Source organism: Streptomyces sp. NPDC090499 (assembly GCF_044769305.1).
Classification (GTDB): Bacteria; Actinomycetota; Actinomycetes; order Streptomycetales; family Streptomycetaceae; genus Streptomyces.
The window spans coordinates 365,704-389,776 of sequence record NZ_JBIVXP010000008.1 but is presented as its reverse complement, the minus strand read 5'-3'; the positions used below and the strand labels follow the sequence as shown (position 1 = coordinate 389,776).

General features: G+C 72.1%; 20 protein-coding genes. 16 read left to right on the top strand and 4 right to left on the bottom strand.

The annotated features are described in order from the left end of the window. Positions 1–266: 266 nt before the first annotated feature. Positions 267–2,078: an FAD-binding dehydrogenase gene (locus ACIQVL_RS29325; RefSeq protein WP_403425822.1), complete on the bottom strand. Its 1,812-nt coding sequence runs from the start codon at positions 2,076–2,078 to the stop codon at positions 267–269. 370 nt (positions 2,079–2,448) lie between these two features. On the opposite strand from ACIQVL_RS29325, the gene ACIQVL_RS29320 reads away from it, so the two are divergent. The 5 genes from ACIQVL_RS29320 to ACIQVL_RS29300 all read left to right on the top strand — a co-directional run bounded on the left by ACIQVL_RS29320 (position 2,449) and on the right by ACIQVL_RS29300 (position 8,369). Beyond that, entirely contained in the window at positions 2,449–3,540 is a 1,092-nt protein-coding gene (locus ACIQVL_RS29320) for a sugar ABC transporter substrate-binding protein (RefSeq protein ID WP_403425824.1), read from the top strand. A gap of 101 nt (positions 3,541–3,641) precedes the next feature. Further along, positions 3,642–4,730 (top strand): mandelate racemase/muconate lactonizing enzyme family protein, encoded by a 1,089-nt coding sequence (locus ACIQVL_RS29315; RefSeq protein WP_403476796.1) that lies wholly within the window; start codon positions 3,642–3,644, stop codon positions 4,728–4,730. After that, a complete protein-coding gene (locus tag ACIQVL_RS29310; RefSeq protein ID WP_403425828.1) occupies positions 4,727–5,791 on the top strand; it encodes an ABC transporter permease in 1,065 nt (354 codons plus the stop codon). Before ACIQVL_RS29315 ends, ACIQVL_RS29310 begins: the two co-directional genes overlap by 4 nt. A gap of 5 nt (positions 5,792–5,796) precedes the next feature. Further along, complete coding sequence (locus ACIQVL_RS29305; protein WP_403476833.1) at positions 5,797–6,849, top strand: ABC transporter permease; 1,053 nt, start codon at positions 5,797–5,799, stop codon at positions 6,847–6,849. Continuing rightward, the gene (locus ACIQVL_RS29300) at positions 6,846–8,369 is read left to right on the top strand and encodes a sugar ABC transporter ATP-binding protein (protein WP_403476795.1); all 1,524 of its coding nucleotides are present in this window, start codon (positions 6,846–6,848) and stop codon (positions 8,367–8,369) included. Before ACIQVL_RS29305 ends, ACIQVL_RS29300 begins: the two co-directional genes overlap by 4 nt. A gap of 57 nt (positions 8,370–8,426) precedes the next feature. On the opposite strand, the gene ACIQVL_RS29295 is transcribed toward ACIQVL_RS29300, so the two are convergent. Next, positions 8,427–9,206, bottom strand: a complete 780-nt coding sequence (locus tag ACIQVL_RS29295; protein WP_403476794.1) for a GntR family transcriptional regulator — start codon at positions 9,204–9,206, stop codon at positions 8,427–8,429. 181 nt (positions 9,207–9,387) lie between these two features. On the opposite strand from ACIQVL_RS29295, the gene ACIQVL_RS29290 reads away from it, so the two are divergent. The 5 genes from ACIQVL_RS29290 to ACIQVL_RS29270 all read left to right on the top strand — a co-directional run bounded on the left by ACIQVL_RS29290 (position 9,388) and on the right by ACIQVL_RS29270 (position 14,143). Beyond that, complete coding sequence (locus ACIQVL_RS29290; protein WP_403476793.1) at positions 9,388–10,131, top strand: YqjF family protein; 744 nt, start codon at positions 9,388–9,390, stop codon at positions 10,129–10,131. 118 nt (positions 10,132–10,249) lie between these two features. Then, a complete protein-coding gene (locus tag ACIQVL_RS29285; protein ID WP_403476792.1) occupies positions 10,250–11,464 on the top strand; it encodes a carbohydrate-binding protein in 1,215 nt (404 codons plus the stop codon). 128 nt (positions 11,465–11,592) lie between these two features. Next, positions 11,593–12,369 (top strand): polysaccharide lyase family 7 protein, encoded by a 777-nt coding sequence (locus ACIQVL_RS29280; protein ID WP_403476791.1) that lies wholly within the window; start codon positions 11,593–11,595, stop codon positions 12,367–12,369. A 195-nt stretch (positions 12,370–12,564) separates the two neighbouring features. Continuing rightward, positions 12,565–13,014, top strand: a complete 450-nt coding sequence (locus ACIQVL_RS29275) for a hypothetical protein (RefSeq protein WP_403425838.1) — start codon at positions 12,565–12,567, stop codon at positions 13,012–13,014. Between the two features lie 154 nt (positions 13,015–13,168). Beyond that, a complete protein-coding gene (locus ACIQVL_RS29270; protein ID WP_403425840.1) occupies positions 13,169–14,143 on the top strand; it encodes an SMP-30/gluconolactonase/LRE family protein in 975 nt (324 codons plus the stop codon). 62 nt (positions 14,144–14,205) lie between these two features. On the opposite strand, the gene ACIQVL_RS29265 is transcribed toward ACIQVL_RS29270, so the two are convergent. Continuing rightward, positions 14,206–17,580 (bottom strand): pyruvate carboxylase, encoded by a 3,375-nt coding sequence (locus ACIQVL_RS29265; protein WP_403476790.1) that lies wholly within the window; start codon positions 17,578–17,580, stop codon positions 14,206–14,208. Between the two features lie 140 nt (positions 17,581–17,720). Further along, the gene (locus ACIQVL_RS29260) at positions 17,721–18,581 is read right to left on the bottom strand and encodes a hypothetical protein (RefSeq protein ID WP_403476789.1); all 861 of its coding nucleotides are present in this window, start codon (positions 18,579–18,581) and stop codon (positions 17,721–17,723) included. A 220-nt stretch (positions 18,582–18,801) separates the two neighbouring features. On the opposite strand from ACIQVL_RS29260, the gene bla reads away from it, so the two are divergent. The 6 genes from bla (at position 18,802) to ACIQVL_RS29230 (ending at position 24,013) form a co-directional block, all read left to right on the top strand. Continuing rightward, the gene (gene bla, locus ACIQVL_RS29255; protein ID WP_403476788.1) at positions 18,802–19,692 is read left to right on the top strand and encodes a class A beta-lactamase; all 891 of its coding nucleotides are present in this window, start codon (positions 18,802–18,804) and stop codon (positions 19,690–19,692) included. Positions 19,693–19,872: 180 nt separating this feature from the next. After that, on the top strand, positions 19,873–21,453 hold the full coding sequence (locus ACIQVL_RS29250) for an ATP-binding protein (protein ID WP_403425847.1): 1,581 nt from the start codon (positions 19,873–19,875) through the stop codon (positions 21,451–21,453). Beyond that, complete coding sequence (locus ACIQVL_RS29245) at positions 21,450–21,857, top strand: roadblock/LC7 domain-containing protein (RefSeq protein ID WP_123979438.1); 408 nt, start codon at positions 21,450–21,452, stop codon at positions 21,855–21,857. Before ACIQVL_RS29250 ends, ACIQVL_RS29245 begins: the two co-directional genes overlap by 4 nt. Next, positions 21,854–22,201 (top strand): DUF742 domain-containing protein, encoded by a 348-nt coding sequence (locus ACIQVL_RS29240; protein WP_366360709.1) that lies wholly within the window; start codon positions 21,854–21,856, stop codon positions 22,199–22,201. Before ACIQVL_RS29245 ends, ACIQVL_RS29240 begins: the two co-directional genes overlap by 4 nt. Beyond that, positions 22,182–22,808, top strand: a complete 627-nt coding sequence (locus tag ACIQVL_RS29235) for a GTP-binding protein (protein WP_403425851.1) — start codon at positions 22,182–22,184, stop codon at positions 22,806–22,808. Before ACIQVL_RS29240 ends, ACIQVL_RS29235 begins: the two co-directional genes overlap by 20 nt. Next, positions 22,805–24,013 carry a cytochrome P450 gene (locus tag ACIQVL_RS29230; RefSeq protein WP_403425854.1) on the top strand — a complete coding sequence of 403 codons (1,209 nt, stop codon included), beginning with the start codon at positions 22,805–22,807 and terminating at the stop codon, positions 24,011–24,013. Before ACIQVL_RS29235 ends, ACIQVL_RS29230 begins: the two co-directional genes overlap by 4 nt. Positions 24,014–24,073: the final 60 nt, after the last annotated feature.

Here is a 24,073-nt window from a genome sequence, read left to right as displayed (position 1 = left end):
GGCCTCTGGATCGCATGGGCGACCGCTCCCCCCATAACGCGTGTTCCGCGTTCTGCCGTTTCTACGAACAGCTCCTGTTCCCCGCTGTACACCTTCGTTCCGGGACCGGCGACGGGGTCGCCGGTCCGGAGGTGTCGCTCAAACGTCGCGAAACAGTACGCACGCTGTCAAGGGTGCCACTGTCGGGGCAGGTTGGGGGTGGGTGACTCGGACTTTCCCGGCCCTTTCCGTCGGTTCGCCGCCGGATCGCCGTCCGGCGGGCGCCGTCAGGTCGCCGTCGCCGCGGCCGCCGCACGGCCCGCCGCGCGGCCGGAGAAGAGGCAGCCGCCGAGGAAGGTGCCCTCCAGCGAGCGGTAGCCGTGCACCCCGCCGCCGCCGAAGCCGGCGACCTCACCGGCCGCGTACAGGCCGGGGACCGGCGAGCCGCCGCTGTCCAGGACGCGTCCGGAGAGGTCGGTCTGGAGGCCGCCGAGGGTCTTGCGGGTGAGGATGTTCAGCCGGACGGCGATCAGCGGGCCGGCGCTGCTGTCCAGGATCTTGTGGATCGGCGCGGTGCGGCTGAGCGAGTCGCCGATGTAGCTGAGGGCGTTGCGGATGCCCTGGACCTGGACGTCCTTGGAGTACGGGTTGTCGATCTCCCGGTCGCGGGCCTCGATCTGCCGTTTCAGGTCGGCGAGGTCGATGAGGTTGTCGCCGGTCAGCTTGTTCATGCCGGTGACGAGGTCGGTGAGGTTGTCGGCGACCACGAAGTCGGCGCCGTTGTTCTTGAACTTCTCGATGGGCTCCGGGGTCTGCCAGATCCGGGAGAGCAGCTGCCAGACGTTCTTGTTGGTCAGGTCGGGGTTCTGCTCGGAGCCGGAGAGCGCGAACTCCTTGGCGATGATCTTCTGGGTGGTGACGAACCACGAGTAGTCGTAGCCGGAGGCGGTGATCGACCCGAGGGTGTGCAGGGTGTCGTAGCCGGGGATGTCGGGCGTGCCGAAGCGGCGGCCCTTGGCGTCGAACCACATGGAGGACGGGCCGGGCAGGATGCGGATGCCGTGGTTGGGCCAGATCGGGGCGTAGTTGCGCAGGCCCTCGGTGTAGTGCCACATCCGGTCGGGGTTGACGATCCGGCCGCCCGCCTGTGCGGTGATGCCGAGCATCCGGCCGTCCACGTGCGCGGGCACGCCGGTCACCATGAACTTGGGCGGGGTGCCGAGCCGGGCAGGCCAGTTCTGCCGTACCAGGTCGTGGTTGGCGCCGATGCCGCCCGAGGTGACCACGACGACCGGGGCCCGCAGCTCGAAGTCGCCCACGACGGTACGGCTGCTGGGCGTGCCGCGGGCCGCGCTGCTGGGCTCCAGGACCGCGCCGCGCACCCCGGTCACCGCCCCGCCGGTCGTCACCAGCTCGTCGACCCGGTACCGGAACTTGAAGGTCACCTTGCCGGCGGCGACGGCCGCGCGGACCTTCTTCTCGAAGGGTTCGACGACGGCCGGGCCGGTGCCCCAGGTCACGTGGAAGCGGGGCACGGAGTTGCCGTGGCCGTCGGCGAGGCCGCCGCCGCGCTCGGCCCAGCCCACGATCGGGAACCACTGCACACCCAGCCCGGAGAGCCAGGACCGCTTCTCGCCGGAGGCGAAGTCCACATACGACTCGGCCCACTTGTAGGCCCAGTGGTCCTGGCCGTCCGGGTCCTCGACGCCCCGGTCGAATCCGGCCGTGCCGAGCCAGTCCTGCCAGGCGAGGTCGTGGGAGTCCTTCACGCCCATCAGCCGCTGTTCGTCGGAGTCGACGAAGAACAGCCCGCCGAAGGACCAGAAGGCCTGGCCGCCGAGGCTCGCCTCCGGCTCCTGGTCGAGCAGCAGCACCTTGCGGCCGGCGGCGGCGAGTTCGGCCGTGGCGACCAGGCCGGCGAGACCGTGGCCGACGACGATCGCGTCCGCGTCCTGCGACTCGGCGGCGAACGCCCCGGCCTGGCCGAGAGTCATGCCGGCGAGCGCGCCGCCGGCCACCGTCAGCACCTGGCGGCGGGTGAACCGGGACGACTGCTCGGCGCCTTCGGGCGCGGCTGCGCCTGCTCTGGGATTCTCCATGGGGGGTTGCCTTCCGTACGGATGCGGGCGGTGCGGGAGACACGACGGGGACTGCCGGGGACGGCAGGGTGTTACCGACGGTAGCCCATGGTGGGAGCGGCGACCAGAGTCGTGCGCGACCGGATCGCGGGCGAACTGCCGCACAGGCGCGCCGAGTTGGGCCGCGCGGCGACCAGCTCCGCCCGACCCTGCCGCGATCGAGTGTTTCCTATAGGATTTTCTTCCGATTCCTCCCCTCTCGCGACACGGGAATCGCCATCTGTCGAATCAACCCAGATGGAAACGGTTCTTGTCGCAGACCTTGACGCGCACACCCGCCTGTCCCACGATCACCGCATCGATTTCCTATCTGATCCGGAAGGGGTGGGCGATGCAGTTCCCGACCAGATCCGTCCTGTCCGGGGTTCTCGCGGCGACACTGCTCGCTGCCGGGACCGCGGCCTGCACCTACCGCAACGCACCCGCACCCGCCGCCGGGCAGGCCCCGGCGGCCGGACACACCGGCGACGGCGCCGACCTGGCCGACGGGTCGGGGACCAGGGTGGCCCTGGTGCCCGGCGGCGCCCACCCGTACTTCCAGCCGTGGAAGGCCGCGGGGGCCGCCGCGAAGAAGGCCTACGGCCTCGGCGACGTCACCTTCGACGAGACGGCGGAGTGGGACCAGCAGAAGCAGAACAACCTGCTGTCCACGCTGGCGGCCCGCGGCTACAACGCCTTCGGGGTGTTCGGGGTCTCCCCCACCGACATCAACACGACCTTCGCCGACCTCAGGTCGCAGGGCTTCCCGGTGGCGTCCCTCGGCTCCTGCCCGGCCGGCGACGAGGACGAGGCCGACTTCTGCCTCTCCACGGACGTCGGACTCGCCGCCTACAGGGCCGCGAAGGCCGCCATCACGGCCATGGGCGGCAAGGGCACGCTGGTCCATCTGACCGGCAACAACGTCGACGCCAACACCCAGTTGCGGATCAAGGGCGTGGCCCGGGCCGTCAAGGAGTCCGGCGGCAGGGTGAAGCTCCTGCAGACCGTCACCGACATCGACACGGATCTGCAGACCGCCCAGAAGGCGGTGTCCGACCTCATGGCGGCCAAGGGCGGCCAGATCACCGGCATCGTCGCCACCGCCTACAACCCGGCCGTCGCCGCGGCCGACGCCGTGAAGTCGTCCGGCTCGAAGGCGAAGGTCGTCGCCATCGACGACGACGCCAAGATCCTGAGCGGCATCAGGCAGGGCACGGTCACGGCGACCGTCGTGCAGAACCCCACCGGCCAGGCCGAGATCGGCACCTGGGCGCTCGCGCTGCTCCAGACGAAGCAGTGCACCATGCGCGACCCCGGGGTGGCGGTCGACTCCGGCTCGTTCGTCGTCACCAAGGCGAACGTCGCCGACTACGACGCGGCGCGGCAGCAGAAGACCCGGCAGCTGAAGACGGCGTTCGCCGACAAGTACCTCTCGTGCGGCTGACCGCCTCGAAGGACCCCGAAGAGCCCTGAGAACCCTGAGAGCCCTGAGAACCCTCGGCACCCGAAGAAAAGCCCTCAGCGCCCGAAAGAGAACGGACATCGATGACCATCATCACGACCGCGGCCGCCCGGCTGGTCGACATCGCCGTCGAGACGGACCGCACCGACGCGGTGCAGTCCTTCGTCAAGCAGGAGACGATCCTGGTCGACCTGACGACGGCGGACGGTCTCGCGGGCACCGGCTACGCGTACACGATCGGCACCGGCGGCACCTCCGTCCTGGCCCTGCTGCGGGACCATCTGCTGCCCGCCCTCGTCGGGCAGGACGCCCGCAACGTCGAGGCGCTGTGGCAGCGGCTGTTCGCCCTGACCCGGGCGACCACCACCGGCGCCATCACCTCCCTCGCCCTCGCCGCCGTGGACACCGCCCTGTGGGACGTGCGCTGCAGGCGGGCCGGGGAACCGCTGTGGCGGCTGGCCGGCGGGCACCGCCGGGAGGTGCCGGTCTACGACACCGAGGGCGGCTGGCTCCACCTGAGCACCGAGGATCTGGTCAAGGGCGCCCTGCGGGCCCAGCAGGCGGGCTGGGCCGGCGTCAAGATCAAGGTGGGCAGGCCGCATCCCGCCGAGGACGCCGAGCGGCTGCGCGCGGTACGCGAGGCGGTCGGGCCCACGCTGCACGTCATGACCGACGCCAACCAGTCCCAGACCGCGTCCTCGGTGCTCCGGCTCGCGGCCGCGCTGGAGCCGTACGACCCGTACTGGCTGGAGGAGCCGCTGCCCGCGGACGACATCAGCGGCCACGCCCGGCTGGCACGGGCGACCCGGATCCCGGTGGCGGTCGGCGAGTCCATGTACTCGCTGATGCAGTTCCGCAGCTACCTGGAGACGGGTGCCGCCTCCGTCGTGCAGGTCGACGCGGCCCGGATCGGCGGCATCACCCCGTGGCTGAAGGTCGCGCACCTGGCGGAGAGCCACAACGTGGCGGTCTGCCCGCACTTCCTGATGGAACTGCACGTCAGCCTCGCCGCCGCGGTGCCCAACGGCAGCTTCGTCGAGTACATCCCGCAGCTGCGGGCCGTGACCCGGACCGAGCTGGCCATCCGCGAGGGTCTCGCCGTGGCCCCGGACGAGCCGGGTATCGGCATCGACTGGGACCAGGACGCGCTCGACGACCGGAGGGTGGCATGACCGCCTCCGTCAGTCCCCCGGACACCGTCCCGGAGGCGAAGACGGCCGGTCACCGGATGCCGTTCTGGGTCAACCAGCGGCTCGGTCTGCTGGTCCTGGTCATCGCCCTGAGCGTCCTGTTCGGCGCGCTGCGGCCCGCCTTCCTCGACCAGCGTCTGGTGCTCTTCCCACTGCTGCGGGACGTGGCCACGCTGACCGTGGTGGCGCTCGCCCAGACGGTCGCCCTGTCCGTGGGGCACATGAACCTCGCGGTCGGCCGGATGGCGGCCTTCGGCGCCATGTTCGCGGGCCTGGGGTACGACAGGCTGCAGCTGCCCATGCAGCTGGGCCTGTTGCTGTGCCTGGCCGCGGGCGCGGCGATCGGCGCGGTCACCGGCTGGCTGATCGCCCGTACCGGGGTGAGCTCCTTCGTCGTCACACTGGCGATGGACTTCGCCCTGCTGGGCCTGGTCTCCCTCATGTACTCGGCCCTCACCGAGGACGCCGCCTTCACCAGCCGCCCGGCCGGCATCGACGCCCTGCGGTCCTATTCGCTGGCCGACATCTGCGTGGGCCCGGTCTGCGGCTCGCCGGCCGTCCCGCAGCTGGCCCAGTTCACCGTGCTCGCCATGCTCGGCCTCGGCTTCCTGTACGGCTGCACCCGCGTCGGCAGGGAGCTGCTCCTCACGGGGGCGAACCCGGCCGCCGCCGAGCTGTCCGGCATCCCCACCGGACGCCGGATCCTGCTCGCCCACACCCTCTCCGGGCTGCTCGCGGCGCTCGCCGGGTTCATGGCCGCGGCCGGCACCGGTACGTTCCGCGCCTCCATCGGCGACGACTTCATGCTGCCGTCCTTCCTCGGCGCGGTGCTCGGCGGCACCCTGCTCACCGGCGGGGTGGTGTCCGTGCTGGGCACGCTACTCGGCACCGCACTGGTGGGCGTGATCCGCAAGGGGCTCGACCTGCTCGGCGTCGGCCTGGAGAGCCTGAACATCTACCTCGGCTGCATCCTGCTGCTCGCCCTGTCGGCCGACCGGATCCGCACCGTGGTGTCCTATCGCAAGGTGGTGCGCTCCACATGAACGGCATGAACCCCATGAACCACATGAGCCGGACGAGCACGATCCGCGACCCGCAGAGCCGGGCCGCCGCGGCGCTGCACCGGTTCTCCCGTACGACGGCGGCCATGCTGCTGGTGGTCGTCGTGGCAGGGGCGGTGGTGCTGGAGGTGGCGTCGTCGGGCTCCTTCTTCGAGGGCGCCTCGGTGCGGGTCTTCCTCCAGTACCTGGCCACCCCGGTCCTCATCGGCCTCGCCCAGATGGTGGCGCTCTGCGTGGGCCAGCTCAATCTCGCGGTCGGCGCCCTGGGCGGCTTCACCGCCTGCCTGACGGGCGTCCTGATGGCCGACCACGGGGTGCCCGCCCCGGTCGCCGTGCTCGCGGGACTGCTGACCGCGACCGCCGTCGGCCTGGTGACCGGTGTCGTCATCGTGGCCACGCAGATCAACGGCTTCATCGTCACCCTCGCCACGATGACGATCCTCCTGGGCGCGCAGTACCGGCTCGTCGGCACCCGGACCGTCGACGGCTACTCGTCCACGCTGCGCGACCTGGGCACGGCGGCACCGCTGGACGTCCCGCTCGTCTTCGTCACGGCGGTCGTGGCGGCGGTCCTGCTGGCGGCGTTCATGTACCGCACGGTCGCGGGACGGCGACTGCTCGCCGCGGGCGGCAACCCGCTGGCCGCCCGGCTGTCGGGCATCTCGACCGACCGGCAGATCGTGGCCGCGCACACCCTGTCCGGGCTGCTGGTCGGGGTGGCTGCGGTGACGGCGACCGCCTCGCTGCCGGGCGTGAACCGCAGCGTCGGCGGCGACTGGCTGCTGCCGAGCTTCGCCGCGCCGATCATCGGCGGGGTCGCCCTCACCGGGGGTTCCATCGCGGTGTTCGGGACCGTGCTCGCGGCCTTCGTGACCCGGCTCATCGACGCGGCCCGCGCCCAGTTCTCGCTGGACCCGAGCTGGGTGAACCTGCTGATCGGCCTGGTCGTCCTCGGCACGGTCGCCGGCGGGCACCTGCACCGGACGCGGCTGGCGCAGGCCGCCGCCACGCCGTCACCACAGCCGGGAGCCGCCCGATGAGCACGGTCCTCCTCGAATGCCACGACCTGGTGAAGGTCTTCCCCGGGGTCCGCGCCCTGGACGGCGTGGAGCTGCGGCTGACCGCCGGCAGTGTGCACGCGCTCCTCGGTGAGAACGGCGCCGGCAAGTCCACCCTCATCAAGGTCCTGACCGGGGTGCACTCCCCCGACGGCGGCACCCTCGCCTGGTGCGGTGAACCGGTCCGGCTGCGCTCTCCCCTTGAGGCGACGCGGACCGGCATCGGCGTCGTCCACCAGGAACGCAACCTCGTCCCGGGCTTCTCGGTGGCCGAGAACATCACTCTGCAGAAGCCGCCCGCGCGCCGGGGACTGGTCGACCACGCCGCCATGACCGCACCGGCCGTCGCCTGCCTGACCGAGCTGGGTGTCGACCTCGACCCGGCCCGGCCGGTGCGTGAACTGTCCGTCGCCCAGCAGCAGTTGGTGGAGATCGCCAAGGCCCTGTACACCGAGAGCCGGGTGCTGCTGCTGGACGAGCCCACCGCGTCGCTCTCCCCGGAGGAGACGGAGCGGCTGTTCGAGGCGGTCCGGCGGCTCACCGGGCGCGGCGCCTGTGTCGTCTTCGTCAGCCACAAGCTGGAGGAGGTCTTCGCCCTCTGCGACACCGTCACCGTGCTGCGGGACGGGAAGTCGGTGCTGGAGTCCGCGCCGCTTGCCGACCACTCGCACGACGACATCGTGAGCCTGATGGTGGGCCGCGCCCACGCGGCCGCCGAGATGCGCCCGCGCACGGTCGACCGGTCCGCGGCGCCGGTGCTGGAGCTGGACGGGGTCGCCACGGCCGGCGGGCACCGGGACATCGGTCTGGCCGTGCGTCCCGGGGAGATCGTCGGCCTGTACGGGCTGGTCGGCGCCGGGCGCAGCGAGCTGGTCAAGGCGGTGCTCGGCCTGGACCGCATCACCGCGGGCGAGGTCCGGGTGCACGGCAGGCCGGTCCGGATCGGCTCGCCCCGCCAGGCTCTGCACGAGTTCGGCATCGGCTACGTGACCGAGAACCGCAAGGAGGAGGGCGTCTTCCTGGAGCAGCCGATCGTCCGCAACATCACGGTGACGGTGTGGAAGCGGCTGGCCAGGGCGCTCGGGTTCGTTCCGGCGGGTGAGGAGCGCGCAGTGGCCCAGGACCTCGTCGACCGGCTCGGCATCAGGATCACCGGGCTCGCGCAGAACGCCGGTGAGCTCTCCGGCGGCAACCAGCAGAAGGTCAGCCTCGCCAAGTGGCTGGCCGCCGACACCCGGTTGCTGGTCGTGGACGAGCCGACGGTGGGCGTCGACGTCCGTACCAAACGCGCCTTCCACGAACTCATCCGGGACCTGGCCGACGGCGGGCTGCCCATCCTGCTGATCAGCAGCGACCTCGCGGAGACGGTCACCCTCGCCGACCGGATCGTGGTCATGACCGACCACCGCGTCCGCGGCGAGGTCGACAACGACCGGGACTACGACCGGATGAGCGGTCGCATCATCCGCCTGATCCACGACCGCGACGCGGTGCGCCCGTGAGGCGGACGGTCCGGCCGGGCCCGGGCGAGTGGTGGGCGACCGCGGAACAGGTGTTCCTCACGGCGTAGCCGGCCCGGCGACGCCGCCGCCGACCTCGCCGCGCTCCTCGCTGCCGCCATCCTCGCCGCCGTCGTCCTGGAGTTGGCGTTCCATGCTGCGGGTGAGGTGCTCGGTCATCGCCTCGGCCGCGCGATCGGGGTTGCGGCGGAGCACGGCCCGGACGATCCGGTCGTGCTCGGCGACGGTCGGGCCGCCGGCGCCGACGACGTCGCCGAGCCGGAAGATGTGCAGGTGCGCGTGGAGGCGCTGCACGGCATCCGCGAGGAGCGGCCGGTGCGCGGCCTGTCCGATCGCCTCGTGGAAGCGCTGGTCGAGGGCGGCGAAGTCACGGTAGGACGCGTACCGTCCGTCGGGGCTGGGCTGGTCCTGCATCTCCTCCACGATCCGTTCCAGACCGTCGAGTTGCTCCTCGGTGGCGTTGGCCGCGGCCAGGGCGGCGGCCCGCGGTTCCAGCAGCAGCCGCATCTCGTAGAGCTCCGCGAGGCCCTGACGGGTCAGCAGCTCCGTGGCCCGGTACCCGGACAGGGCGCGCTTGACCACGAGGCCGTCGGACTCCAGCCGGGCCAGCGCCTCCCGGACCGGGGTGGGCGAGACGCCGAGGGTGCGGGAGAGCGCGTCGATGCCGACGCGGGCGCCGGGGGCGATCTCGTGGTCCATGACCATCGCCTTGATGCTCTCGTACACGCTGTCCGACAGCGCCTGCCGGACGGGGGGCGGCTCGCCGGGTCCGTCGCCGTCGCCCGGGACCGCGGCCGCGGAAGAGCTGTGCGGCGGCATCCCGGCTCCTCCTTCTCAAGGCCTGCGTGTGGCCCACAGTTTACCCGTGCTACCGCGCCGAGCGGCCCGGAAGTCCTGATCAGGGGGTCGTCGCCCGCCGAGTCGAACCGGCGGGAACGGCTCCGCCCCGGTCTCGCGGAACGCCCCCGTCGGCTCGCACTGGCGTGCTATCACCGGTGCCATGGAGACCGTGGCGACCGAGCCCGTAACCCCGTCCACCCCGCGGCCCGTACGGCTGCCGACGATGGTGCAGGGGTGGCACCAACTGACCTTTCTGCACTGGCCGGTGGCGCCGGAGAAGGTGGCGGGGCTGCTGCCCGCCGGCACCCGGCCGGACACCCTGGACGGGGTCACCTACGTCGGGCTCGTCCCGTTCCTGATGCGGGGCACGGGCTTCGGGCCGGGGCCGGGACTGCCGTATCTGGGCACCTTCTGCGAGACGAACGTACGGCTGTACTCGGTGGACGGGCAGGGCCGGCGCGCGGTGGTGTTCAGGTCCCTGGACGCGACCCGGCTGCTCCCGGTGCTGGTGGGCCGGCTGGGGTTCCGGCTGCCGTACGTCTGGTCCGCGATGCGGCTGCGCCGCGAGGGCGATGTGATCACCTACACCTGCCGGCGGCGGCGCCCGGCGGCCGTGAGCCGGGCGGTCGTGCGGATCGGGGCGCCGGTCACCGAGCCCTCGCCGCTGGAGCACTTCCTGACCGCGCGCTGGGGGTTGCACGTGACCTGGCACGGCCGCACCGCGCACCTGCCGAACGAGCACGCGCCCTGGCCGCTGCACCGCGCGGAACTCCTCGATCTGGACGACGAGTTGGTGGAGGCGGCCGGCCTGCCGGCGATGGACGGACCGCCGGTCAGCGTGCTCTGGTCGCCCGGCGTGAAGGTGCGGTTCGGGACGCTGGAGCCGCTCCGCCCCGAGAGGTAAAGAAATCGTATGGTCTAGTCCAAAGTGAGCTCTGGTCCAGTCCAATTCATTGACGTGACCGCGACATCTGCGGAAGCTGGGGCCCACCCCACACCTCCCCGGCCCCCTGGAGGCACCAGTGAGACCCCTTCGCGCATGTCTGGGCGCGGCGGCCGCCGTCACCCTCGCCGCCGCCGGCACCACGGCGCTCGTCGCGAGCAACGCCTCGGGCGCGACCACCGCGCTGAGCAACCGGTGGTACGCCGCCGCCCCCTACCTGATGCCGCTGGACAACAACCCGCCGGACGCGGCGGCCATCATGGACGCCAGCGGCCTCAAGGCCTTCCAGCTGGCGTTCGTCCTGGCCCCCAACGGCGGCGGCTGCTCGCCCACCTGGGGCGGCACCGCGGCGGTCTCCTCGGACACCGCCGTCCAGTCGGTGATCAACACGATCCGGGCCAAGGGCGGTGACGTCTCCGTCTCCATCGGCGGCTACGGCGGCACCAAGCTGGGGCAGACCTGCGCGGACGCGGCCTCCACCGCGGCGGCCTACCAGCAGGTCATCACCAAGTACGGGCTGCACGCCATCGACTTCGACCTGGAGGAGCCGGAGTACGAGAACACCGCGGCGATCAAGAACGAGATCGGCGCCGCGAAGATCCTCCAGCAGAACAACCCCGGCCTGTACGTGTCGGTGACGACGGCCGGCACGGCGGACGGCACCGGCTGGTTCGGCAAGCAGATGCTGCTGGAGGCCAAGTCGCAGGGGTTCACGCCCAACAACTTCTCCATCATGCCGTTCGACGGCGGGTTCAGCGGGGCGGCCTCGCAGACCAGCGCGCTCACCAACTTCAACGCGATCCTGCAGTCCACCTTCGGCTGGGACCAGGCGACCGCCTACGCCCACGAGGGCTTCTCCGGGATGAACGGCCGCAGCGACACCGGCGAGTACTTCACCCAGGCCGACTTCCAGACCGTGCTCGACTACGCGACGAGCCACAACATGGATCGCTTCACGTTCTGGTCCCTGAACCGCGACCGCCAGTGCACCCCGGTCGACAACAACGGCACCACGTCCGGGACCTGCTCCAGCGTCGCGCAGAGCGCCTGGGACTTCGCCAAGTACTCGGTGAAGTTCGCCGGGGTCACCCCGCCGACCACCACCCCCACCCCCACCCCGACCCCGACACCCACGCCCACCTCGTGCAAGACCGCCTGGAGCGCGACGGCGGTGTACACGGCGGGGAACGAGGTCTCGTACAACAGCCACAACTGGAAGGCCAAGTGGTGGACCCAGAACGAGGTGCCCGGCGCCTCGGAGTGGGGCCCCTGGCAGGACGAGGGCGCCTGCTGACCCCTTGACGGGGCTGGTCCGGACCTTTAGCTTCTCGGGTCATCGACAGTTACGAATGCGTCCGGAGTTCACAGACATGAATGTCAGGTGAGTTCCGGACGCAGCTTTCTGACGAAAGGACCCCCCACGTGAACCGTTCCCGGCTGCTCGCGGCGCCCACCGCCGCGGGCCTCGCCCTCGCCGTCACCGTCCTGCTCGGCGGCAGCGCGGACGCGGCGGACCCGAACGTCGCGCCCGGCGGCAACTTCGACCTGTCCATATGGCAGCTCCAGGAGCCGGTCGGCTCCCCCGGCTCGCCGACCACCATCCCCTCGTCCCGGCTGCAGGGCGCGAACGGCTACCAGGACGCGTACTTCTACACCGACACCCGTGACGGGGCGATGACCTTCTGGGCGCCCGAGAAGGGCGTCACCACCCCGAACTCCAACTACGCCCGCTCCGAACTGCGCGAGATGAACCGGGACGGCAGCGCCGCCAACTGGTCGCTGAGCGGCAGTCACAAGCTGAGCGCGACGCTGCGGGTGGTCTCGGTGACCAAGAACGTCTGCGTGGGCCAGATCCACCTCGGCACCGGCGGCTCCTCCACCAAGCCGCTGCTGGAGCTTTACTACCACTCCAACGGCGACATCGTCCTCGGCACCGAGAACTCCCCGGACGGCGGCCAGACCACGCACGGCGTGGGACACGTGTCGATCGGCAAGACCTGGACGTACACCATCGCGGTCTCCGGCGGGAACACCATCGACCTGACGGTCAACGGCACCACGACCCACTACGCCATCCCATCCTCCTTCAACCAGTACAAGCAGTACTTCAAGGCGGGCTCGTACAACCAGTCGTCCTCCGACAGCACGACCAACGGCGCCCGGGTCGCGTTCTACGGTCTGACCGTCAAGCACGGCTGAGTTCGCCCGGTCCTCCCGCCACGGCGGACGGCCCCCGGTCGCGGTCGGCGCCCGGCATCCCGGCGCCGGCCGCCGAGGAGGCGCCACCGGCGGGCACGACAGGAACGGACTGGCGAATACTCCGCAAGTGGTAGATCTCGCAGGACGGTCGTAGCGTCGAAGAGGACCTGTACGACCGAACGGGCGGGAGCGACCATGCGACCAGTGGTGGGAACGGCGATCGGACTCGGGGCGGCCCTGCTGCTCACGGCGGGCATGACGACGGCCTCCGCAACGCCGCCGACACCGTCGGCGGCGGCGTCGGCCCAGCACCCGGTGCTCGTCGACTGCCTCTGGCACCAGCGGTACCGGCCGGCCGACTTCATCCTGGCCTGCGGCGACGGGAACAGCCTCCTCACCGGCATGCACTGGACCCAGTGGAACGACACCGCGGCGGTCGCCCAGGGCGTGAACATGGTGAACGACTGCAAGCCGTACTGCGCGGCCGGGAAGTTCCACAAGTACCCGGTGACCGTACGGCTCGACCGCCCGACTTCCTGGACGAAGCACCCCAACGTCCAGCACTTCACACGGCTGAACCTGACCTACTCCGGTGCGAAGCCGGAAGGATACGCGCAGGTCATGAAGTACGCCATGTGGAACTGAGCGGGGCCGTCACCCGGCTGCGCGGCATGCGGGGCCACGCCGTGCGCCGGGCGGGCGACGTAGCGGCCACGGCTGCCGCGGCCCGGGGGCGGACAGGCGTCATGTTGGTGTGACCGGTACGCCGGAGCACTGCGCTCCCGTCGAAAGAGGTCACATGCCCCGATTCCCCCGCCGGGCCGTCGTCGCCCCGGCCGTGGTCGCGATCGGCCTGCTCGCGGCGGTTCCGGCCGCGGGCGACGAGCCGGTCCTCTCCCGCCCGCACACCGTCGCCCATTTCGATCTGGCCCAGGGACAGACGCCCGAGAGCGTCGTCGCCGAGCAGGGCGGCTCGGTCGACATGTCCTTCGCGTTCGCCCGGCAGGTCGTCAAGGTCACCCGGGAGCGCCGGGTCCATGTCCTCGCCACCCTGCCCGACGAGAGCCATCCCCGGACGCCCCTGGTGAGCAGCGCGGTCACGCACGGCCTGGCCCGCGCCCACGACGGCACGCTGTACGTCAACTACGCCACCGGCACGAGCAGGACCGGCGTCTGGCGGATCCCGGCGGGCGGTGGCTCGCCCGAGCAGATCGCCCAGCTGCCGGCGGACGGCCTGCCCAACGGTCTGGCCCTCGACGAGCGGCACGGCGTGCTCTACGCCGCCGACTCGGCGCTGGGCACGGTGTGGCGCATCCCGCAGTCGGGCGGCACGCCCACGTCCTGGGCCACCGGCGCCGAACTCTCCGGGCTCCCGTCGGCCACCGGCTTCGGCGCCAACGGGGTCAAGGTGCACAAGGACGCGGTGTGGGTCACCAACACCGACCGGGGCACGCTGCTGCGCATCCCGGTCGGCGCGGACGGCTCGGCCGGGCCCACCGAGACGAGGGCGACCGGCCTCACCGGGGTCGACGACTTCGTCTTCCCCGGGCACTCGGACCTCGTGCTCGCCGCACTGAGCCCGTCCAACGAGGTCGCGCTGGTCGCCCCGGACGGCAGCCACGGCAGCGTCCTGACGGTGCAGGAGGGGCTGTCCAACCCGACCTCGCTGGCGGTGCGCGGCCGCGACGTGTTCGTGGCGAGCGCCGCCTACCTCACCCAGCGCGACCCCAACCTGCTGAAGGCCCTGCTGGGCGCGCACTTCTCCCGCTCGTAGCCGGGGAGGGCGGGGGGGCCGGGCTGACCCGGCCATCCCCCGCCCCTCGGGGCTGTCCGGCCTCAGGCGATCTCGACCAGCAGGTCGCCGCCCTCCACCTGCTGGATGCGGTTGATGGCGAGCCGGGAGACCCGGCCGGCCTTCGGGGCCGTGATGGTGGCCTCCATCTTCATGGCCTCGATCGTGGCCACCGTGGCGCCCGCCTCGACCTCGGCGCCCTCCGCCACCGCGAGCGTGACCACGCCGGCGAACGGGGCCGCGACATGGCCGGGGTTGGCGCGGTCGGCCTTCTCGGTGACCGGGATGTCGGAGGCCGCGGCCCGGTCGCGGATCTGGATCGGCCGCAGCTGGCCGTTGAGGCTCGACATCACCGTGCGCATGCCGCGCTCGTCGGCCTCGCCGACCGCCTGGAGCTCGATCAGCAGCCGGACGCCGGGCTCCAGGTCGACCGCGTACTCCTTGCCCGGGCGCAGGCCGTAGAAGAAGTCCTTGCTGTCGAGGACGCTGGTGTCGCCGTAGGTCTGGCGGTGCGTCTCGAACTCGCGGGTCGGGGCCGGGAACAGCAGCCGGTTGAGGGTGGTGCGGGGCTCCTTGGCCAGGCCCTCGCGGTCCTCGGCGGACAGCTCCGGGGCCGGCTTGGCGGGGGCGCGGCCCTGGAGGGCCTTGGTGCGGAACGGCTCGGGCCAGCCGCCGGGCGGGGTGCCCAGCTCGCCGCGGAGGAAGCCGATGACCGAGTCGGGGATGTCGAACCGGTCGGGCGTCGACTCGAAGTCCGCCGGGTTCACCCCGGCGCCGACCAGGTGCAGGGCGAGGTCGCCGACCACCTTGGAGGACGGGGTGACCTTGACCAGCCGGCCGAGGATGCGGTCGGCGGCCTCGTACATGGCCTCGATGTCCTCGAAGCGGTCGCCGAGACCCAGCGCGACGGCCTGGGTGCGCAGGTTGGAGAGCTGGCCGCCGGGGATCTCGTGGTGGTAGACGCGGCCGGTCGGCGAGGCGAGGCCCGCCTCGAAGGGGGCGTAGACCTTGCGGACGCTCTCCCAGTACGGCTCCAGGTCCTCGATCGCCCGCAGGTCGAGCCCGGTGGGACGCTCCGAGTAGTCGGTCGCGGCCACGATCGCCGACAGGGACGGCTGCGAGGTGGTACCGGCCATGGAGGCCACCGCGCCGTCCACCGCGTCCGCGCCCGCCTGGATCGCGGCGAGGTAGGTGGCGAGCTGGCCGCCCGCGGTGTCGTGGGTGTGCAGGTGGACGGGGAGGTCGAACTCGCTGCGCAGCGCCGAGACCAGCTTGGCCGCGGCCGGGGCGCGCAGCAGGCCGGCCATGTCCTTGACGGCGAGGATGTGCGCGCCCGCGTCGACGATCTGCTCGGCGAGCCGCAGGTAGTAGTCGAGGGTGTAGAGCCGCTCGCCGGGGTCGGACAGGTCGGCGGTGAAACAGAGGGCGACCTCGGCGACCGCGGTGCCCGTCTCGCGTACGGCCTGGATGGCGGGGCGCATCTGGTTCACGTCGTTGAGGGCGTCGAAGATGCGGAAGATGTCGATGCCGGTGGCGGCGGCCTCCTGGACGAAGGTGTCGGTCACCTCGGTCGGGTAGGGGGTGTAGCCGACGGTGTTGCGGCCGCGCAGCAGCATCTGGAGGCAGATGTTGGGGACGGCCTCGCGCAGGGCTGCCAGCCGCTCCCAGGGGTCCTCGGCGAGGAAGCGGAGCGCGACGTCGTAGGTGGCGCCGCCCCAGCACTCCAGGGAGAGCAGTTCGGGCAGGGTGCGGGCGACCACCGGGGCGACGGCGAGCAGGTCCTTGGTGCGCACGCGGGTGGCGAGCAGGGACTGGTGGGCGTCGCGGAAGGTGGTGTCGGTGATGCCGATGGTGGGTGACTCGCGCAGGGCGCGCGCGAACCCCTCGGGGCCGAGCTCGACGAGCCGCTGCCGGGAGCCCGCGGGCGGCTCCCCGGCCGGCAGCGGGGGCAGCTTGGTGGTCGACTCGATCAGGTGGGGGCGCTCGCCGTGCGGCTTGTTGACGGTGACGTCGGCCAGGTAGGTGAGCAGCTTGGTGCCGCGGTCGGCGGAGGTGCGGGCGGTGAGCAGGTGCGGGCGCTGCTCGATGAACGAGGTGGTGATCCGGCCGGCCTGGAAGTCCGGGTCGTCCAGGACCGCCTGGAGGAAGGGGATGTTGGTGGCGACCCCGCGGATCCGGAACTCGGCGACGGCACGCCGGGCGCGGCCGATGGCGGCCTTGAAGTCCCGGCCCCGGCAGGTCAGCTTGACCAGCATGGAGTCGAAGTGCGCGCTGATCTCCGTACCGGCGTGGGTGGTGCCGCCGTCGAGCCGGATGCCGGAGCCGCCCGGGGACCGGTAGGCGCTGATCCGGCCGGTGTCGGGGCGGAAGCCGTTGGCGGGGTCCTCGGTGGTGATCCGGCACTGGAGGGCGGCGCCGTGCAGCTTCACCGTCTCCTGGGACAGGCCGAGGTCGGCCAGGTTCTCGCCGGAGGCGATGCGCATCTGGGCCTGGACCAAGTCGACGTCGGTGACCTCCTCGGTGACCGTGTGCTCGACCTGGATGCGGGGGTTCATCTCGATGAAGACGTGGTTGCCCGCGGGGTCGAGGAGGAACTCGACGGTGCCGGCGTTGCGGTAGCCGATCTCGCGGGCGAAGCGGACGGCGTCGGCGCAGATGCGGTCGCGCAGTTCGGGGTCGAGGTTGGGCGCGGGGGCCAGCTCGATGACCTTCTGGTGGCGGCGCTGGAGCGAGCAGTCGCGTTCGAAGAGGTGGATGACGTTGCCCTCGCCGTCGGCGAGGATCTGCACCTCGATGTGGCGGGGGTCGACGACGGCCTTCTCCAGGAAGACGGTCGGGTCGCCGAACGCGGAGGCCGCCTCCCGGGAGGCCTGCTCGATGGACTCGCGCAGCGCGGCCGGGTCCTCGACCCGGCGCATGCCGCGGCCACCGCCGCCGGCGACCGCCTTCACGAACAGCGGGAAGCCGATCTCGTCGGCCGCGCGGACCAGTTCCTCGATGTCGTTGGAGGGCTGGGAGGAGCCGAGCACCGGTACGCCGGCCGCTCGGGCGGCGGCGACCGCGCGGGCCTTGTTGCCCGTCAGTTCCAGCGTCTGGGCGCTGGGCCCGACGAAGGTGATGCCCGCCTCCTCGCAGGCGCGGGCGAGTTCGGGGTTCTCGGAGAGGAAGCCGTAGCCGGGGTAGACGGCGTCGGCCCCGGCCCGTCGGGCCGCGGCCACGATCTCCTCGACGGAGAGGTAGGCGCGCACCGGATGTCCCGGTTCCCCGATCTCGTAGGCCTCGTCGGCCTTCTGCCGGTGCAGCGAGTTGCGGTCCTCGTAGGGGAAGACGGCGACCGTGCGCGCACCCAACTCGTAGCCCGCGCGGAATGCGCGGATGGCGATCTCTCCACGGTTGGCGACCAGCACCTTGCGGAACATCCCTGGATCCCTTCAGCCTGCCGGCGACGAACACCATGGTGTCAGCCGCGCCCTGCCGTAGCCCGCGCAACATTAGGGGTTGGCCGGACCGGCTGAAGTGCGAAAACCATCACATTGACGTGGTTGAGCGGTTCGGCGTGTCAGCCGCGTGACATATGGGGTTTCGGGGAAGCCGGGAGGGTTGGGGAGTTCGCGGGGCGGCGCGGGGAGGGTACGGAGTGGCGCGGTGGGTCCGGGCGGGGTACCGGCGGGTCGGACCGGGGCGGCCGCGGCGCGGCGTCGAGGCGGCCGGCGAGGCGGGCGAGGAGCGGCAGCCGGCGGCCGTGCAGCAGGCCCAGGACGATCGCGGCGGCCACGGCGATCAGGTGCTCGCGGCCGGCGAGGTTCGGTACGGCGACGGACTCCCACACCATGGAGCCGCCGGTGAGGGTGAAGACGACGGGGGCGCGGCGGACCACCGCGAGGTAGGTGAAGAGGCCCACCACGGCGGCGGACGGTCCCGTGTCCAGGATCCGGCCGACCTCCGGGGGCAGGCCGAAACCCCACCAGCCGGGGCCGAGCTCGACCATCACCCGCGCGGTCATCGTGCCGGCCAAGGTGGTGAGGTAGGCGACGGCGAGGGTGCGGCCGCGGCCGAGGGTGAGTTCGGCGAGCGCGAAGGCGAGGAAGAGCTGGGTGATGCCCGCCCAGACCGGCAGGTCGAGCGCCGGGACGTAGAGCGACACCGGGGTGCGCAGCAGGGAGAGCCACAGGGGCAGGTCGGCGGTGACCCCGCCGAGGTGCCACACCAGCCGCCGGCCGAAGGGGTGCTGGGCGATGCCGTGGAAGAAGATGACGCCGAACGCGGCCACGAACGCCAGCACGAGCCCGGACAGCCCGCGCCGCACCAGCTGCCGTACCGGCTCCACCACGATGGCGTGCCATTCGTCGCACAGCGTGCGCCGCACGAACCGGACCGCCCGCGCGGCCACCCGGCTCCAGTCGCCTTCCATGAAAGGCATCGCCCCCTCGACACCGTCCCCGCCGTCGGCCTGCGCCCTCCAAGAGGTTCTCCGCGGCCGGGCCGTTCCACGCGTCATCGTATAGACGTTTGGATCATTTGCGACGATGCGGGAGCTACGGTCGGCCGGATACCGGCGTCGGATTTATCACCCGTCCACGGCTGAACCCGCACGGCCGCGATCGCGTCCCCCTGAGCGTCGTCCCGGTAAAGGAGCAGTAATGCGCAACCTGTCGCGTCGCACGGTGCTGGCCTCGGCCCTGGGGGCGGCGGTGGCCGCCCGGCCCGGACCGGGGGCGACCGCGCGGCTGCGTGCCCTGGAACGCGAACACGGGGCCCGGCTGGGGGTGTTCGCCCGGGACACCGGTTCGGGGGCGCGGCTCGGGTACCGGGCAGGCGAGCTCTTCCCGATGTGTTCGGTGCACAAGCCGCTCGCGGTCGCCGCCGTCCTGCGCGACCTGGGCGAGGACGTGCTCGGCAGGGTCGTGCACTACGACGAGGGCGATGTCGAGCGGGCGGGCGGCGCCCCGGTCACCGGAAAGCCGGAGAACCTCGCCGCGGGGATGACCGTCGCGGAGCTGTGCGGAGCCTCGATCTCGTACAGCGACAACACCGCGGCCAACCTGTTGCTGGAGCAACTGGGCGGCCCGGTGGCGGTGACGAGGCTGTGCCGTTCGCTCGGGGACGGGGTGACGCGCCTGGACCGGTGGGAGCCGGAGCTGAACTCCGCGGAGCCGGGGCGGGTCACCGACACCACCAGTCCACTGGCCATCGCGACGACGTACGCGAAACTGACGGTCGGCCACGCCCTGGTCGGCCACGCCCTGGCCGGTGCCGACCGGCGGCGGCTCACCGGCTGGCTGCTCGCCAACACCACCGGCGGTGAGCGGATCCGCGCCGGGCTGCCCGCCGACTGGACGGTCGGCGACAAGACCGGAACGGGCGGCTACGGCACCGCCAACGATGTCGCGATCGCCTGGCCGCCGGGCCGGGCCCCGCTCGTCGTCGCCGTGCTCTCCACCCACTCCGACGCCACCGCCGGGGCCGACTCCCCGCTGGTCAGGGAGGCCGCCGCGATCGTGGCGGACACCTTCGGACACGGCGGCGCATAAGATCGTTCACAGCCGGAGCACAGCAAGTCACCTTTCCCGGTGCGGGATTTCTGCGATGAGACCGGAACCGTTCTGTTTCGATCACGAACTCTCGTATAGTGACGCGCAGTTCAGCACCGAGCGTCACAACTCCTTCACCGGACACACATCCCTACCTGCTCCGAGGACCAGACCGGACCGATGACCGCGCCCACGCATCCCGGCGAACGACCTGCCCTCCGTACGCTCGTTCCGACCTTCGCGCTGACCGCGGTGGTGTCGGCCCTCGCGGTCGTCGCCGCGGCGACCGCCGCGCCGGACTCGGTACGCACGCCCCTCGCCGTCGGCGCGAGCGCGGCCGCCCTGCTGCTGTGCGCGGCGGTGACCTGGGCCGTGCACGCGGCGCGGGCCGCCCGCGCCGCCCGGCGCCGGCTGGAGGCGGTGAGCCAGGACATCGGGCGGCTGCTCCAGCAACAGGCCCGGACCACCGAGGAGGCGCGCCAGGAGCAGCAGCGGCTGATCGACGAACTGGCGCAGCAGCGAAGCGAGTTCGCCGACTCCTTCGAGCAGGAGCGGGCGCGGATCCACCAGGACAGCGGCCAGGAACTCGACTGGTACCAGCAGGAGAACGCCCGGCTCACCGCTGAACTGGAGCGCGCCTCGCGGGAACGCGCCGCCGCGATCGCCGCCGCCGGCAACGCGGCCGGACGCATGCAGGCCCTGGCCACCGCCACCCTCGCCGACCTGCGGACCATGGAGGACCGGCACTCCGACGAGGAGGTCCTCGCCGACCTGCTGCACCTCGACCACCGCACGGCCCAGGCGGGCCGGCTCGCCGACTCCATCGCCGTGCTCACCGGGGCGCGGTCCGGCCGCCGCTGGGCGCGTCCGATCAGCATGGAGTCGATCCTGCGCGGTGCGATGGGCCGCATCAGCGGCTACCGCCGGGTGCGGGTGCACTCGGTGAGCGAGACGGCCGTCGCCGGGCACGCCGCCGAGGGTGTCATGCACGCACTGGCCGAACTCCTCGACAACGCGGCCAACTTCTCGCCGCCCACGGCCGAGGTCCACGTGTACGTGGAGGAGGTGCCGGCCGGGGTGATCGTGTCCGTGGAGGACAGCGGGCTGGTGATGGGCGAGGTGCAGCTGCGCCGCGCCGAGCGCGCGGTCGCCGGTGACAGCACCGAGCTGGGCGGTCTGGCCGGCACCCGGCTGGGGCTCGCGGTGGTGGGCCGGCTGGCCCGCAAGCACGCCCTGAAGGTGTCGTTCCGGCCGTCGGCGCGCGGCGGCACAGGGGTGCTGATGCTGGTCCCGCAGGACCTGCTGACCCGCCCGGTCGACGACGAACCCTCCTCGGCACAGGAGACGGATCCGGCCGCACCGGTACCGGCCCCGCTCGACCCCGTACCCGTGCACGAGTCGGCCGCCGAGCCCAACGAGGACGACGACGAGGACGGGGCCACCGGGCTGCCCAGGAGGCGCCGCGGCCGGACCCTCGCCGAGGCCGAGCGCCGGGCGGCGCCCCAGCCGCCGGAGCCGCGCCCCGCGCCCGCCGCCGCGGACGCCCAGGTCCGCGCCGCCCGCTTCAACAGCTTCCGGCAGGCCGTCCGCCCGGCCACGCACGACGCCCACTCCGCCGAAACCGCCGGCGCGGCCGGCGAACCGGCGGCCCCGTACTCCCCCACCCCCGCGCACGACCCGGTCCCCGCGCCCCACCCGGAGCCCGGTCCAGAGCTCACGTCCCACCCGCATGCGTACCCGGAAGGCGACCCCACTTCATGACCGGCAGGACCACCGCCGACGACAAGCTCACCTGGCTCATCGAAGGCCTTCTGGAGCGCACCCCGGGCGCGCGGCACGCCCTGGTGCTCTCCCGTGACGGGCTGAAGCTCTGCCGTACCCCGGAGCTCTCCGTCGACCAGGCCGACCAGCTCGCGGCGATCGCCGCCGGCATCCAGTCGCTGTCGCACGGGGCGTCCGTCGAGTTCGGCGACGGCAGCGGCGGCGTGCGGTCCGCGATGACCGAGTTCTACGGGGGCGTGCTGTTCATCGTGGAGGCCGGCGAGGGCGCCCACCTGGCCGTGGTGACCAGCGAGGACGCCGACCCCGGGCTGGTCGGGCACAACATGAGCGAACTGGTCGAGCAGCTCGGCGAGCACCTGACCGCGCAGCCCCGCACGTCATGAGCCGCCCGGGCAGGGACGACGCGCCCGACCGCCTGTACACCATCACCGGCGGCCGCAGCGGCACCGGCCCCGACAGCCCCTTCGACCTGGTCACCCTGGTCGTCGCCGAGTCGGAACCGACGCCCGGCATGCAGTCGGAGCACGCGGCGATCCTGCGCCTGGCCGAGTTCCCGACCTCGGTGGTGGAGATCGCCGCGGAGCTGAGGCTGCCGGTGAGCATCACCAAGATCCTGCTGGGCGACCTGCAGGCGGCCGGCCGGGTCAGCGCCCGCCACCCCCACCGGCCGGCCATCACCGACCCCGACATCCTGGAGCAGGTGCTCGTTGGACTCCGCAACCTCTGACGCGCGCACCCCGTTGGGTGCCTCCGCCGACCACGGTTTCAAGATCGTGGTCGTGGGCGGTTTCGGCGTCGGCAAGACCACTCTGGTCCGCTCGGTCAGCGAGATACGTCCCCTCAACACCGAGGAGACGATGACCCAGGCCGGCGAGGCGGTCGACGACATCCGCGAGGTGCGCGGCAAGTCCGCGACCACCGTCGCCTTCGACTTCGGCCGGATCACCCTGGACGCCCGCAACGTGCTGTACCTGTTCGGGGCGCCGGGCCAGGAGCGGTTCTGGTTCCTGTGGGACCGGCTGTTCTCCGGCACCCTCGGCGCGGTCGTGCTGGTCGACACCCGGCGGATCGGCGACTCCTGGTACGCCATCGACCGGCTGGAGAAGCACGGCACCCCGTTCATCGTGGCCTGCAACGACTTCGGCGGCCCCGTGCACACGCCCCAGGACGTCCGGCACGCCCTCGACCTGGACCCGCACGTCCCGCTGGTCAACTGCGACGCCCGGTCCCGGGAGTCCGGCAAGCAGGTGCTGATCACGCTTGTCCAGCACGTCAAGAACCGGTACGCCGGCCCGTCCGCACCGGCGGACCTGCCCCGACAGGAGTTCGTGTGACCCCCGAAGCCGTGCCGCTCGGCGGCCCCCGGTTCCAGACCGAGCCGGCGCGTCTGTACCGCGAGATCCGGCGCGACCACGGTCCCGTCACCCCCGTCGTGCTGGACGGCGACGTGCCTGCCTGGCTGGTGGTCGGCTACCGCGAGCTGCACCAGGTGACCGGCGACCCGGTGCTGTTCAGCCGGGACTCGGAGCTGTGGAACCAGTGGGACACGATCCCCGACGACTGGCCGCTGCTGCCGATGATCGGCCGCAAGCAGCCGTCGATCCTCTACACGGTCGGCGAACGGCACCGCGAACGGGCCGGGATGATCAGCGACGCGCTGGAGGCCGTCGACCCGTTCGAACTGCGCGGCCACGCCGAGCGGTTCGCGGACGAGCTGATCGACGGGCTGTGCACGAGCGGCGAGGCGGACCTGATCGGCCAGTACGCGATGCTGCTGCCGGTGCGGGTCCTTGCCCGGCTGTACGGCTTCGCCGACGAGGAGGGGCCCGGCCTGGTCACCGCGCTCAACGACATGATCGACGGGCGGGAGCGGGCGATCGCCGGGCAGCAGCATCTGGGCTCGTCCATGGCGCAGTTGCTGGCCGACCGGAAGGCGGACCCGGCCGACGACGTGGTGTCGCGGATGCTCCAGGACAAGAGCGGCTTCACCGACGAAGAGATCATGCAGGACCTGATGGTCATGATGGCGGCCGGGCACCAGCCGACCGCCGACTGGATCGGCAACTCGCTGCGGCTGATGCTCACCGACGACCGGTTCGCCGCCTCGCTGTTCGGCGGGCGCAACAGCGTCGCCGAGGCGATGAACGAGGTGCTGTGGGAGGACACCCCCAGCCAGAACATCGCGGGCCGCTGGGCCTCCCGCGACACGCAGCTGGGCGGCCGCCGGATCCGCGCCGGCGACCTGCTGATCCTCAGCTTCCAGGGCGCCAACTCCGATCCGCAGGTGCGCACCGACGCCTCCGCGCTGACCGGCGGCAACTACGCGCACTTCTCCTTCGGGCACGGCGAGCACCGCTGCCCGTTCCCCGCCCAGGAGGTCGCCGAGGTGGTCGCGCGGACCGGGATCGAGGTGGTCCTCGACCGGCTCCCGGACATCGACCTGGCGGTGCCCGCCGACAGCCTCACCCGCCGGCCCTCGCCCTGGCTGCGGGGGCTGACCGAGCTGCCCGTCCGGTTCACTCCCGTACCCGCCCTGTAGTCACCAGCGACAGTTCGGCGCAGCAGCACACCGATCGGCGCAGTACTCCGACCCTGCCCT